Annotated in this window: 14 protein-coding genes; 11 read left to right on the forward strand and 3 right to left on the reverse strand. The window is 40.0% G+C overall.

Annotated features, from left to right (window positions below; genetic code table 11):
- The first annotated feature begins 2 nt into the window (after positions 1 to 2).
- The 9 genes from AC6HZ4_RS12150 to AC6HZ4_RS12190 all read left to right on the forward strand — a co-directional run bounded on the left by AC6HZ4_RS12150 (position 3) and on the right by AC6HZ4_RS12190 (position 7,569).
- On the forward strand, positions 3 to 320 hold the full coding sequence (locus tag AC6HZ4_RS12150) for a TrbC/VirB2 family protein (protein WP_497495274.1): 318 nt from the start codon (positions 3 to 5) through the stop codon (positions 318 to 320).
- 4 nt (positions 321 to 324) lie between these two features.
- A complete protein-coding gene (locus AC6HZ4_RS12155) occupies positions 325 to 717 on the forward strand; it encodes a PrgI-related protein (RefSeq protein ID WP_497495276.1) in 393 nt (130 codons plus the stop codon).
- Positions 632 to 1,291: a TraC-like domain-containing protein gene (locus AC6HZ4_RS12160; protein WP_497495277.1), complete on the forward strand. Its 660-nt coding sequence runs from the start codon at positions 632 to 634 to the stop codon at positions 1,289 to 1,291. Before AC6HZ4_RS12155 ends, AC6HZ4_RS12160 begins: the two co-directional genes overlap by 86 nt.
- Complete coding sequence (locus tag AC6HZ4_RS12165) at positions 1,269 to 3,098, forward strand: VirB4 family type IV secretion system protein (protein WP_497495278.1); 1,830 nt, start codon at positions 1,269 to 1,271, stop codon at positions 3,096 to 3,098. Before AC6HZ4_RS12160 ends, AC6HZ4_RS12165 begins: the two co-directional genes overlap by 23 nt.
- Before the next feature lie 7 nt (positions 3,099 to 3,105).
- On the forward strand, positions 3,106 to 4,107 hold the full coding sequence (locus tag AC6HZ4_RS12170; protein WP_497495688.1) for a bifunctional lytic transglycosylase/C40 family peptidase: 1,002 nt from the start codon (positions 3,106 to 3,108) through the stop codon (positions 4,105 to 4,107).
- Entirely contained in the window at positions 4,107 to 4,625 is a 519-nt protein-coding gene (locus AC6HZ4_RS12175) for a YddI family membrane protein (protein ID WP_497495279.1), read from the forward strand. Before AC6HZ4_RS12170 ends, AC6HZ4_RS12175 begins: the two co-directional genes overlap by 1 nt.
- 42 nt (positions 4,626 to 4,667) lie before the next feature.
- On the forward strand, positions 4,668 to 5,504 hold the full coding sequence (locus AC6HZ4_RS12180; protein ID WP_497495280.1) for a conjugal transfer protein TrbL family protein: 837 nt from the start codon (positions 4,668 to 4,670) through the stop codon (positions 5,502 to 5,504).
- Between the two features lie 148 nt (positions 5,505 to 5,652).
- Positions 5,653 to 6,609: a thymidylate synthase gene (locus tag AC6HZ4_RS12185; RefSeq protein ID WP_497495281.1), complete on the forward strand. Its 957-nt coding sequence runs from the start codon at positions 5,653 to 5,655 to the stop codon at positions 6,607 to 6,609.
- A gap of 84 nt (positions 6,610 to 6,693) precedes the next feature.
- Positions 6,694 to 7,569, forward strand: coding sequence for a substrate-binding domain-containing protein (locus AC6HZ4_RS12190; protein ID WP_497495282.1), 876 nt, complete (start codon positions 6,694 to 6,696; stop codon positions 7,567 to 7,569).
- A 243-nt stretch (positions 7,570 to 7,812) separates the two neighbouring features.
- On the opposite strand, the gene AC6HZ4_RS12195 is transcribed toward AC6HZ4_RS12190, so the two are convergent.
- On the reverse strand, positions 7,813 to 8,904 hold the full coding sequence (locus tag AC6HZ4_RS12195; RefSeq protein WP_497495689.1) for a GIY-YIG nuclease family protein: 1,092 nt from the start codon (positions 8,902 to 8,904) through the stop codon (positions 7,813 to 7,815).
- 243 nt (positions 8,905 to 9,147) lie between these two features.
- On the opposite strand from AC6HZ4_RS12195, the gene AC6HZ4_RS12200 reads away from it, so the two are divergent.
- The gene (locus AC6HZ4_RS12200; protein ID WP_497495283.1) at positions 9,148 to 10,230 is read left to right on the forward strand and encodes a DNA alkylation repair protein; all 1,083 of its coding nucleotides are present in this window, start codon (positions 9,148 to 9,150) and stop codon (positions 10,228 to 10,230) included.
- 326 nt (positions 10,231 to 10,556) lie between these two features.
- Here AC6HZ4_RS12200 and AC6HZ4_RS12205 read toward each other — a convergent pair whose 3' ends face one another.
- Together AC6HZ4_RS12205 and AC6HZ4_RS12210 are read right to left on the reverse strand one after the other, a co-directional pair.
- On the reverse strand, positions 10,557 to 11,168 hold the full coding sequence (locus AC6HZ4_RS12205; protein ID WP_497495284.1) for a sugar phosphate isomerase/epimerase family protein: 612 nt from the start codon (positions 11,166 to 11,168) through the stop codon (positions 10,557 to 10,559).
- Positions 11,169 to 11,185: 17 nt separating this feature from the next.
- The gene (locus AC6HZ4_RS12210; RefSeq protein WP_497495285.1) at positions 11,186 to 11,437 is read right to left on the reverse strand and encodes a hypothetical protein; all 252 of its coding nucleotides are present in this window, start codon (positions 11,435 to 11,437) and stop codon (positions 11,186 to 11,188) included.
- 118 nt (positions 11,438 to 11,555) lie between these two features.
- Between AC6HZ4_RS12210 and AC6HZ4_RS12215 the strand changes: the two genes are divergently transcribed.
- Positions 11,556 to 12,590 (forward strand): hypothetical protein, encoded by a 1,035-nt coding sequence (locus AC6HZ4_RS12215; protein ID WP_497495286.1) that lies wholly within the window; start codon positions 11,556 to 11,558, stop codon positions 12,588 to 12,590.
- The last annotated feature ends 558 nt before the right edge of the window (positions 12,591 to 13,148 follow it).

Raw genomic sequence — 13,148 nt, forward strand, 5'->3', positions numbered from 1 at the left:
CGATGAATAGACGCAAACGTACATATATCCTTTTGACTGCTTTCACAATATTATGTCTCCCGCAATCTGTCTTCGCGGCAAGCGATGATCCGGCCGTTCTTGTAAAGAATGTAGCGAACGGTATTATTAATTTTCTGATGATTGTTTCACCATCTATTGGAACAGCAGCTATTATGACGCTTGGTGTCATGTATAAGCTTACGAATCAGCCAGGCAAAAAAAGCGAGTATAAGCACAATATGAAAGAAACGTTTATTATCGTAGCTATTGTGATGAGTACGGGCGGTATTATGAAATGGTTTTTAGGGCTGCTTGGGTGATGCTATGAAGGAAAAACAGGAATATATTATCCCGGATAATGTTAGAAGCGATTTTGAAGTTGTACAAAATGTAACGGTGAAGGATCTTCTTTGTTTTCTTCCTGCGCTGCTTGTTGTAGTTCCGGTTTTGCTTATGCCTATTTCTATCTATGTAAAAATTCCGATTTCAACAATCTGCCTTATTGTTTCAGCTGTACTTGTTTACTTAAGACCGGTACGGGAGAATATCCCGTTTTGGCAGCATGCCCGCGATTTTGTTCGGTTTAGTATACGAACAAAGGTGTACTATTACTATAAGGAGGATGCATACCATGAAGTTCAAATGGCCGAAGAGGGAGGAAGAACAGAAGCGGAGCGAATTATCTGTGCAGCGGTTAATTCCAGTTCGGGGAATTGATGGCGGAGTAGTGATTACGGAAGATTTTCGTCTTGTGCAGCTGCTTCGTGTATCTTCGTTAAATCTTGATTTAATGAGCCATCGTGAGCTGAACGAAGCGATGGAGCGATACGAGCTGTTTTTGCGCAGTTTGTACTTTCCGGTACAGACAACAATTATGTCTCAGCCTGTAGACTTAGGGGGGTATATAAGAGGACTTGAAGCAAGACGAACCGGGGAGTCTACAATTAAACAAAGACTCCTTACTGGTTATATTGCTTATGCCAAGGGGATTGAAACGAGCGTAACGATGATCCAGCGGCAGCGATATATCATAGTGTCGGAGCAAATCCAAGGAACAACCAAACGTGCATATGAAGAAAGTATGATGCAGCTTGAACAAAAGAAAAAGCATGTGAAAAGCGGATTGGAGGAAATAGGTCTGAGCGTTGAAGACACGGACAGCTTGGACGTAATTCGATATTTTCATACTTTATATGATTATGAAGGCTCCCAGCATAGACCGCTTGCCGACCATCTCTTATATCCTTATACAACAGGGGGAAATGCTTGTGGTGTTTTCGAAAAGGAATAGACAGCCATCAGAGCTGGAATTGTATATAGAGACATATGGCGCACTGAAAAATCAGTGGGCACCAGGAATCATTGAAGAAACGCGGGATTATGTGCAATTTGGAAGAAACTATGCTCGTACACTCCTAGTTGTTGATTATCCAAACAGCGTGAGGGGCAACTGGCTTACAAAGCTGTACCGCTTCTCTGGCAATATGAATGTAAGTACACACCTCGTTCCGATTTCAAGCGAGAAAATGATTCGGCATTTAAATCAGTCTATTGAAGAGTATGATGCACGTTTAAATCAGCCGCTGTCGCCGGTGCGCCGTAAGGAAACAGAGCGCAAGAAAATAAGTGCGGAGAGTATGCTTGATGCGCTGCTTCACCATAACCATAAGACCATTTTTCTTGTACACACGTATATTCATTTACAAGCAGCCAGCTTAGAGGAATTAAATCGCGTCACAGAGCGGCTGCAAAGCATTATTTGGAAAACGGGCCTGTCTGTTGTACCGGCAAGAGATAATATGCTTGAGGCGTTTCGCAGTGTGCTACCGATCGGAGAAATTACGCTGCCTCATTACACGTATCAAAATATGCACACAGCTGCTGTTTCGTCTATGCTTCCATTTGATGAAAGTGAATTGTTTATGAGAAGCGGTGTTATCATTGGACAAAATCTGCATACTGATAATGTTGTGCTTGTTGATATGAATGATAGGGATGTGTTTCCATCACGAAATATGTTGATTCTCGGTACGACAGGAATGGGCAAAAGCTTTTTTATGCAAAAGCATTTACTGCGCCAGTGGGTGCTTGAAAGCGAGGATACTCGTTTTTATATTGTAGATCCGGAGCGGGAATTTGCCCGTCTCATTGACCAAATTGGGGGCCAGGTTATTCGGATCAGTAATAATACAGAGCATATTATTAACCCATTTCATATTCTGCATGACACAACAGATGAGGATATAAGAGGAAGTGTCCTATTTTTAAAGATGCAGAGATTAAAGACATTTTGCAAGCTTATTTATCCGGATATGACCGTGCTCGAGAGCGCTATGCTAGAACGTGCTTTGTTTGCTGTTTACCAGCAATATGGTATTACGGATCAAACGATATTTGCAGGACGCAGCGCTGATGAATTCCCGACAGTGGGAGATTTATATCAACTTATTGGCGATAAGGAGTATGACAGCTTGCGGGATTTTCGCGAGGTTTTGCGAATGTATACGGAGGGTACAAACTCAAAGCTGTTTAATGGTGCTACAAATGTAAATTTACACAGCAGTGTAATCTGCTTTGATATTAAAGATCTACAGCAGGACGGCGATAGCCAGCCTGTTGCAATGTTTAATATTCTTTCATTCTTATGGGAAGAAATTACGCGTGACACGCTCACACCAAAGAAGCTGTATGTAGATGAAGCCCATCTCCTTATGCGGAATTCAAAAAGCGCCCTCTTTCTGCTGGATGTATACAAACGTATTCGAAAGTATGGGGGAGAGGCTTTAGTTGCTTCGCAGCAGCCAATCGACTTCTTAGGGGCGGTTGAGGGAAGTCATAATGTCGGAAAAGCTATTTTAAATAACAGCATTAGTATGCTGCTGCTAGGTCTGCAGGATAATGATATTCGTGATTTAAAGGAGCATGATGTGCTTCGGCTTTCTGAAGAGGAGGAAGCGATTATCGCGCGCAGAAAGCAAGGAGAGGGTATTTATGTTGCCGGTCATCATCGGGTGTACATACGGGTTGATGTGACGCCGGAGGAGCTTCAGCTCATTGACCCGAAGCAATATGCCGAACGATACAAGGGAGCCTTTTAGCTTGTACGTGAAAACGGCGTTGCTGGGAGTGAGGTATTGGCGGGAGTTTCTTGTTTTTTGTATATTTCTCTTTTTTTTGTTGTTTCTTATATTCTCTGGCGGAGCGCATGATAGTGGAACATACAGTCTGCAAAGCAATATAACCCCTGAGGTGTCGCGCTGGGAGCCTGTAGTCCGGGCGTATGTGCAGATGGAGGGTGTAGATGAAAAGTATGTTCCGGTTTTGCTTGCTGTTATGATGCAGGAAAGCGGCGGCACGGCAGCGGATGTGATGCAGAGCAGCGAATCCGCAGGGCTGCCCCCGGGAGCAATTACGGATCCGGCAGCGAGCATTCATCAAGGAGTCATCCATTGGAAACGTATGTTAAATGTAGCAGCAGGGCTTGGAATTACGGATTTACCGACCATTGTTCAAAGCTACAACTATGGACCTGGCTGGCTATATTATATCAATGATTACGGTAAGGTGGGAACGGAGGAGCTTCGTAAGCAATTTGCGAGAGAACATGCAAAAACAGCCAGCTGCGGCTGGCGAAGTCCGTATTGCTATGGAGATTATACGTACTCACAAAAGGTCATAAACTATTGGAACCGCCTGACGCAGCCGAATCTTGCAGGTGGAGATGCTTTGTTTCAAGAAGTCATGGCAGAAGCGCTTAAATTTGAAGGATGGCCGTATCAGTGGGGAGGAGAAACTCCAAATACAAGCTTTGATTGCAGCGGTTTGACGAGATGGGCTTTTGCTGCTGCCGGGGTTCGCCTGCCCCGCACAGCTCAGGAGCAATATAAGTATACAAGAAGGATAAGTGAACAGGAGTTACGACCGGGTGATCTTGTCTTTTTCACAGGAACAAGCGACCATGCTTTTATTAGTCATGTTGGTATTTATGTCGGGAACGGTAAAATGTATAACAGTAATAGCAGTGGTGTGCAATATAGTGATTTAACAGTACCTGCATGGCGCAGCAAAATTTACGGGTACGGACGCGTACCTGCGGAGGGAAAATAGTGAGGTGGATCAAATCCTTGTTTTTTCTATCTCTTATTCTTACAATCGGGATTGTTTGGCTGCTTGCTCTCTATTTAAATAGCCTTGCAGATCGAGATGAAGCGAGGCGGCAGCTGCAAGATACAAAGCAGACCGTGATGCTATCGGCAGAAAAGGAAATAGACACTACGCTGCTTAAGACCGTAGAAGGATTTTGTAAGGCGCTTTACGGGCCGCATTCAGATCGTACTCTTATTGCTAACTACACAACAGCACGCGGGAAATCAATATTTTTGCCTCCTGAGGGCAAGGCGGCGAATTCAAAAGTAGAGATTCGGATGAAGATTCATAATATCTCCGTGTATTCCGGTATTGTGAAAGAAAAGCAGGCTGAGGTAATTGCAGCAGTAAAACGAACGACTACAATTAATGGGACTGCAGCAACGAGCACGAGCTATATTCGGCTTGAACTTGTAAAGAAGAACAAATGGCTCGTTGATACAGGAGCAGTAATCGGTGAAACGCCGTCTAAGCGATGATTGTATTATATCGGGCACAACATCATAAGGGAGGAAACCAGCATGTTTAAAAGTCCGATTGAGTACTTAAATGAGCTTATCTATAATCTTATGAATGAGATTGCGAATGCTGCTTTTGATTGGCTGAAAATCTATTTGTTTGCTCCTACGGATTTAGAGAAATATAAATATGTTTCAGAAGCGTACGATATTATATTTGTGTTATCGGTTACGCTGGGCGGTGTTTTTTTCGTTTATAACATATTTAAGCTTATCATTGAGAAAATGGGCGGCTACCAGCAGCGGCGTATGCAAGAGGTTATTGTTCGCATGGTTATAGGCGGAACACTTGCCGTGCTTGCTCCATTTATATTAAAAGATGTACTTCTCCCTATTAACAATGCCATCGTGCAAATATTTTTGGATAAAGGCTTACGGGTTGAAACATTTGCTACCTTCATCGTTGTACCAGGGGCGACGACGGCTGTGCTAATCGCCGGCTTTGCAATGGCGCTGCTTTTTCTTCTTCTTGCCATTCAATATATTATTCGAACAGCAGAGCTTCTCATTATTTTGATTATGAGTCCGCTTGCTGCTTGGTCTATTCTTAATGAGGATTTAAATATTTGGAGCATTTGGTGGCGTGAAGCGATCTCCATTGTATTTACACAAAGCTTTCAAATTATGGTCATTTGGCTCGCATTCAACAATATTGGGGATGCAAAAGGTCTGCAGGACTTTATTGTCGGTTTCGGATTTCTGGCATTTTGTTTGATGAGCCCAACATTTTTGCGGAAATTTTTATACACAACCGGAGCTGGACGAACCGCAGCCGGGCTTGCAGGCGGGGCTGGGAAATCTGTGCTCTTCCGCTATGTAACGCAAAAGTTTGTGGGATAGCTGACGGAATCGAGAGGCGGCGTGTGATACGCTGTCTTTTTTACTTTCTTCATTCACCAGGCATGTTGCTAAACTTCATAAAAGAAAATAGAATAGGTATGTACTATTCGCTTGATATGATATGGAAAATAAAGGAAGAAGGGTTAAGATGAGACACGCAGATTTAGAATATTTACATATGTGCCAACATGTTTTAGATAAGGGAACGAAGAAGGAAGATCGAACCGGAACGGGAACGTATTCAATTTTTGGTTACCAAATGCGGTTTGATTTATCACAAGGATTCCCGCTGCTGACGACAAAGCGCATCCCATTTCGTTTAATTGTCAGCGAGCTTCTTTGGTTTATTAAGGGTGATACAAATATTCGTTATTTGCTGCAGCACAATAACAACATCTGGAATGAATGGGCCTTCCGAAAATGGGTGGAAAGCAGCGAGTACAGCGGACCTGATATGACTAACTTTGGGTTACGCTCACAGCAGGATGAGGCATTTCGTCTTCAATATGAAGAGCAGATGGAGTTGTTCAAAACTAATATTCTGACAGACGATGAGTTTTCCAGAAAGTATGGACATTTAGGGGATGTGTACGGAAAGCAATGGCGGGCGTGGAAAACGTCAACAGACGAAACAATTGATCAGCTTAAAGATGTGATCGAAATGATCAAAACAAATCCAGATTCCCGCCGCTTAATTGTATCAGCTTGGTCACCTGAGGACGTACCGACGATGGCACTTCCGCCGTGTCATACGCTATTTCAGTTTTATGTGGCCGACGGGAAGCTTTCCTGTCAGCTGTATCAACGCAGCGGGGATATTTTCCTAGGTATTCCATTTAATATTGCAAGCTATGCGCTGCTTACACATTTAGTTGCACATGAATGTAAACTAGAAGTAGGCGAATTTATACACACAATCGGCGATGCGCATATTTACACAAATCATTTGGAGCAAATCCAAACGCAATTAGAGCGCGAGCCGCGAGCTCTGCCGCAATTAAAGTTAAATGCAAATGTTCAATCTGTATTTGATTTTGATGTAGAGGATATTGAAATTATTGGTTATGACCCGCATCCGACAATTAAGGCTCCGGTTGCGGTTTGATATTAAATATATTTAAAGCACCCTTGTCAAGCATGATAAGGGTGCTTTTGTTCATCCTGGATAATCTTGGAAGGATTACAATTCATGTCCAGTAGGTCATCCATTGTATTGAAAAAGAGATCCGTTTATACGGTAGGATTGCTTATTCCAAATCTAGATAACCCGCTATTTGTAGAGGTCGCAAGAAATGTCTGTCGGCGTGGACATGAATTGGGATTATCCGTTGTCATATGTAACACGGAAAATGATTCAGAAAAGGAAGTAAAGTATATTACTCGTTTAAAAGAGAAAAATCTCGATGGGCTTATTTTGGCAGGCGGGTTTGAAAATGATGCGATTTTGCAGGAATTAGTGGATGAGAGACTGCCCGTTGTCTTAATTGGCCAAGATATCCCTTCTCTTGTTGCAGACAGTGTACGTGTTGATGACTTTTTAGGTGGTTACCAGGTGACTGAACATCTTTTATTACTAGGACACCGAACCATTGCTGTTTTTGCCGAGAACACAAGGAGTAGTAAAGAGCGTCTACAAGGGTATCGGCAGGCCATAGAGGATGCAGGCTTAGAATATAATGAGAGTTTGGTTTTTGTTTGTGATTCTACTGTAAGTGGTAAACAACTTACAAAACAAACATTGGGTCTCATCAATCGTCCAACTGCTATTTTCGCTTGTAATGATTTGTTGGCAGTCGGTATCATGCAAGGGGCAAAGGAACGCGGCCTAAGGGTACCTTATGATTTATCTATTATTGGGTTCGATAATACGATTTTATCCAGAAGTATTGATCCTCTGCTTACCTCAGTGGCTCAGCCTATTGAAGAAATGGGACGTCAGGGGATAGATTTATTAATTCAAAGAATTGAAGAAAATAAGGAAACAAAGAAACAGATTGTATTATGTCCAAAAATCGTTTTTCGAAGTTCAGCGACAGCTCCTCCAATTTTAACTTCAATGCCTTAAATTCAGACTACTAATTGTATCATCAGGTGTTATACTAAAAATGGACATGCCAAATAACCTTCCATCTATCCAATGGAAGGTTTTAAATTTTTTGTATCAATTTGTTGTTTGCTCTAAAATGAAGACATTATTTCGCGCACAATCCGTTAGGGTACAAACAATGGATTCTTCTGGAGTGCGGCGAAGAGGGAATTCTGTCCTAGAATGAGTCAAGAATATGTTTTGGCATAGATCCCATTTTATTTACCTGTGTTTTTTTTGATTTCTCAATAATTTATTAAGTGCTAGATTTATGTTGAAATGGTTCTCAGATTCAAGCCATTTGTCTGGAATGATTAGATAGGAGCAGTTGTTGCTTTGTAAATAACTATAAATAATCTGCGCTTCATCGATTTCACTTCTGCTAACAGCAATTGATGAATTTAGGTTATTACTTTTAAAATAAGTTAAAATGTTTGTTTTTATTTTTTCACCGATTTGTTCAATATATTGGATTTCTAGTGAATATTTGTGACTAAAAAGCACATTGGTCCTCTTAATGAGAAAAAGTTTAATAGTGGAATCGGTTAAGTAATCTATGATGACAATATTATTGTTTCCTTCGGTGAATTCTATAACTTTTTCTTTAGATAATAGGGAGTTTACCGCACTTATATTGTCCCTATATTTTGAGGCGGCTTCAAAATCATACTTTTCAGAAGCAGTTAACATCAATTGCTTCATTTCTTCAAGAATACTCATGTCAGTACCTGTAAGCAAGGCGATAATTTTGTCTATTATTTTATTGTACTGTTTCACTGCAGAATCCCCAAGGCACATACCAATGCACAAGCCTAAAGAATAATTCAAGCATGCGGTATTCTTTCGAGAAGGATTACTGCAATTTATTTTAAAGCATTCTTTTACACCTTGGATTGCTCTTTCTACTGTGTTCTTGCTTGTAAATGGACCGAAATAAAGCTTGCCATCATTTTCAATGGGGCCATAAGTAATCTCGATATCGCGATAATCCTCGTCCATATTTATTGCTATATAGGTAAAGGACTGTGGATTTTTCATCATCCTGTTATATGTGGGCTTTAATTCCTTGATTAATTTACATTCCAGCATAAAAGCCTCAAATTCTGTATCTGTAAGTATATAGTCAAAATCCTTTAAGTGGTTTATAAGCTTTTTAACCTTTGGAGAATGGCTTTTTGAGTTTCGAAAATAAGATTGAACTCTATTCTTTAAATTTTTTGCCTTTCCCACATAAATGATCTGACCAAGGGAATCTTTCATAAGATAAACTCCAGGGGATAAGGGCAGTTTTTTTACCTTTTCTTGTAGATTAATGTTAGTTCATCCCTTTACTAAGATAATATGTTACCTATTATTTTACCACGACATTGGGTTAAGATAAATTTCGATAGGATTTTAGTTTGATAGGTACAGGGCGGAACTTCTACATAGGTCTCTAACCTAAAAGGAATCGGGATGATCCTGGTTCCATGTTTAAATATTTGTATACTAGCGGGATTTCTTGTTTTAGGAGATGTACAAAGATGACATACTTGAACTTAATAGGAGGGAATACACATGGCAGAACCGCTTAAAGCTATATATAATAAGGAATTTCTTTATCAATTTGGCAGGAAGGTCAGGGAGGCATATAGTGCTTTCGATATTGAGGGATTTGTTGCCGCTGTTTTAGGTGATGATTGGGGTATTTTGGAACTAAAAACTAGAATACGTCGGATAAGTTTATCTCTTGGAAAGTACCTGCCCCAGAAATACGAAGAGGCATTGAATGTTCTATTTAAAGTTGATGAGGAATGCATAGGATTTCCTTACCTGTTCTTTCCTGATTTTGTGGAAGTGTACGGGCAAAATCAGGAGCATTGGGAGCTTTCTATGAAAGCTTTGGAACGGTTTACGCAGAGGTCATCAGCTGAATTTGCTGTAAGGCCATTCCTAATTCGTGATCCAGAGAGGATGATGCGTCAGATGAATGCTTGGGCGAAACATCCTAATGAACATGTTCGAAGGCTTGCAAGTGAGGGATGCAGACCAAGTCTTCCTTGGGGGCAAGCATTGCCGCAATTTAAGGAAGATCCCACTCCAATTCTTCCTGTACTTGAGCAATTAAAGACAGATTCATCACTCTATGTTCGCAAAAGTGTTGCCAATAATCTAAATGACATCTCAAAAACACATCCGGAATTGGTTATCCAAATTACCTTGGGTTGGTATGGGAAGCATGAATATACAGACTGGATTGTAAAGCATGCCTGCCGTACTTTGTTGAAAAAAGGGAATAGACGGGTGTTGTCTATTTTTGGTTACAAGGATGATGAATCCATTCAATTACGTCATTTTGCTTGTAGCCCTGATAGTATTTCAATTGGAGAAGAGATTCGCTTCTCATTTCAGGTCAAATCTGAAAAGCACACTAAAATAAGGGTTGAATATGCAATCGACTATGTTAAATCTAAAGGGCATAGGAGCAAAAAAGTATTTCAGATAACGGAAACGGAAATAAAAAGCGGAGAGACCAAATCTTATTCAAGAAAACATTCCTTTAAAGATTTGACTACCAGGAAACATTACGAGGGAGTTCATTCACTATCCATTATTATTAATGGTGCAGTAAGAAACTCATTTGATTTTATTGTTAAGTAAGCAAATGATTTTACATCTTTTTTGCTTTAGCTACGATCAAACCTGGATAAGAGAATTAGCACTAAACAACGCCCTTCATTTGGATTAGTGAGTCCTTTATTTATTGATAAATCGTTCATATTCCGACGATATTCATTTATACTCTTTGTTAAATCTAGTGCTTTTTTTAATATCATTTTTCCTTGCTACTCCTTCCTAGCACTTATCAAATTTATAAGGACTCTTTACAAAACAACACTATTCTTTAATACAGCTATAATTTTAGATTCAGAGTTGCTGAGAGCCTCTCGAACAGGCTCTCAAGCAGTCTCTTAAACAATCAATGATCAACCCATGCCGATTCTTGTTAAGTATTCTCTTGTGCTTTTCGCGATCGGGAATGGTTTCTCGAAGGGCTCAGGATACATATCCTGTTCCACGATGGCCCAACCGGTAAAATCGATATCTTCTAATACTTTCACGAAGGCTTTCATATCCACCACACCTAGTTCAGGCTCGCACATGATATCCTCACTGACCGCTTTCGCAAAGGACCAGCCCTCTTCTTGCATTTTCTCTCTTACCTTTAGATCACAGCTTTTCAAGTGAAGATACGGAATTCGTTTGTAATGTTTTCTCATAAAGGCAACCGGATCTCCATCCGCGTACGCGTGATGACCTGTGTCCAGACAGAGATTAATATCCGTATCATGCAAGAGTCTTTCAATTTGCTCTTCCGTTTCAATATGGCTTTGGGCATGAGGGTGAAAAACCACTTCTAAGCCGTAATTGAATTTCGCGTGGTCTCGTATTTTTAGGATATTGGTGATAAACTTGTCCCATTCAGCATCGTTTAAGAATTGTGGTCTTACCAATTCACCGGTAAAAAGATCGGTATAGCAATCATCGATCAAAACCACATATTTTGCACTTTCAAACCGTAACTGAAGCCCAGCCATCTCATCCAGTAAAGCAATCAGTTCCTCTGTCTTACGATCGGATGTAAGATCCCCACAAGGATTGTTGCGGTCAGCTCAAGATTTCTTTTCTCAAGTTCCTCATGTAATCTCTCATATTCATTGGGAAGATATCCCCATGGTCCGAACTCAATCCCTGCATATCCAGCTGCAGCCATTTCATCTATGCATCTTTCCCACGGTGTCTGTTTTTCATTTTCCGGAAACCATACTCCCCAAGAATCTGGTGCTGTACCAAATTTGACTTTCATATTTTCTCTCCTCATTTGTAATTTAAGTAATTTGTTGTACGATGCATTTGTTTTCTTAATAAAAAAAGAATAAAATAAAAATGTACAACGAATTGGTAATTTCAAGGAGGGAAAAATCATGGCTGATGAAACAAAAGTGTTTCCGGTTGAAGCAGCAGAAGGAAAGAGGCTTAAAAAGAAAGAGGACATACATAACAAATCAATACGTATACCGGATGAGGAGCAAACGAAGGTTAATAAAATTATAGAGTTAGAGAGTGTTGCTAACTTTAATGAAGCGATGAAAACACTAACAGCCCGCTATTTTGCTACTTCATTAGAAAGCATTGAAACCTTTGGCGCTCAAATCCAAATGACAAACAACTTGATGTTTCGGCTGCAGGATATTTTCACTTCTGTTATTACAACATCGAGAGAAAGAATAGAACAAAATCCGTTTAGTTTTGAACTGGATAAAAAGAAATTGCAAGGAAAGATAGATGCTCTGTCAGCTAAACTAAATTCTGAAGAAGAAATTGCGAACTCTCAAGCAAAGCAAATTCTTGGATTAGAAGAGAATGAAGCACGTCTAGAAGAATTAACAAGGACGCAAAAAGCTTCTATTGAAAACTTAAATGCAACAATTGAGAAACTCCGTTCCGATAAAGCAAAGTTAGAAGCTGATAAAAAGAAGCTGCGCCTTAAAGCAGAGGTAGCAACGAAAGAAAATCAGGAATCTCTACAAAAGATAGCGGATTTACAAAATCAATTACATGCAGCACAGAAAGAATTGCAAAAAATAGGGGAGTTAGAACGTGAAAAAATCGGATTGGAACAACAGTTATCTGTTGCTCTTGAAACCCACAAAAATGAACTGATACAAATTTCTAAACAAAAAGACTTAGAAAAACAAGATGAAATGTTAGAGTTGCAACAAAAACTGTTAATTAAACATCAAGAGGAACTATCAAAAGAAGTTGAGAAAAGAGAAGAACTGAATAATACAGTTTTAGAGTTAAACCGAATCATTCAGCAACAAACAGTAGATGCAGATGAAACAAAAAACAATTACGAGAAAGAAATTAAGAAACTAAACAAAAAAGCAATTGAAGCCCAAAATAGATATGAAGCCGAATTTACAAAGTTAAAAGAGGAAATCGCCTCTTTAAAATAGCAGAAAAAGGGTTCTGGTGCAAAAGGACTGAGACAACTAACCCAACATGAATATTGCCTGCTCCGCGGGCAATTTTTATTTGGGATGAAAAACTCAAACTCGAATATTAGTGGTATGAAAGGATTTAATGTTCGGGATTGGTCTTATGTTTTTGTTAATATTTTGACGGAATTCGAGATTTGCATCAGAACTATCTTTTCGCCCTTGATTAATGTACGAGCAAAATGGTCAAGCTTAGTTACAACCAAAGTATCGCTGTAATTCATTACACTTTGATCTATCTGTAGTTTTACCTGTAAGTGCTTCTTGTACTATCTCATTACAGTTGTACCCTCCCAATATTCTAAGCTGGCTTGTTAAGCTGTTCCCATCCCTCGCCTGTCCATAGGTACTTACCCTAGAATATCCGTAGATCATTAGTAATTCCCCCATATTATTATAAAATGTGCGTTATCTTGCCTATCTTTTGATAAATGATTTGGTGGCCTCGTAATTCAGATGCTAAGCTTCTATGTTCCTAACAGGTCATGTTTGCGTCAGAACCTACTATCTCCCGTT

This window comes from Ectobacillus sp. OTK, assembly GCF_059698935.1.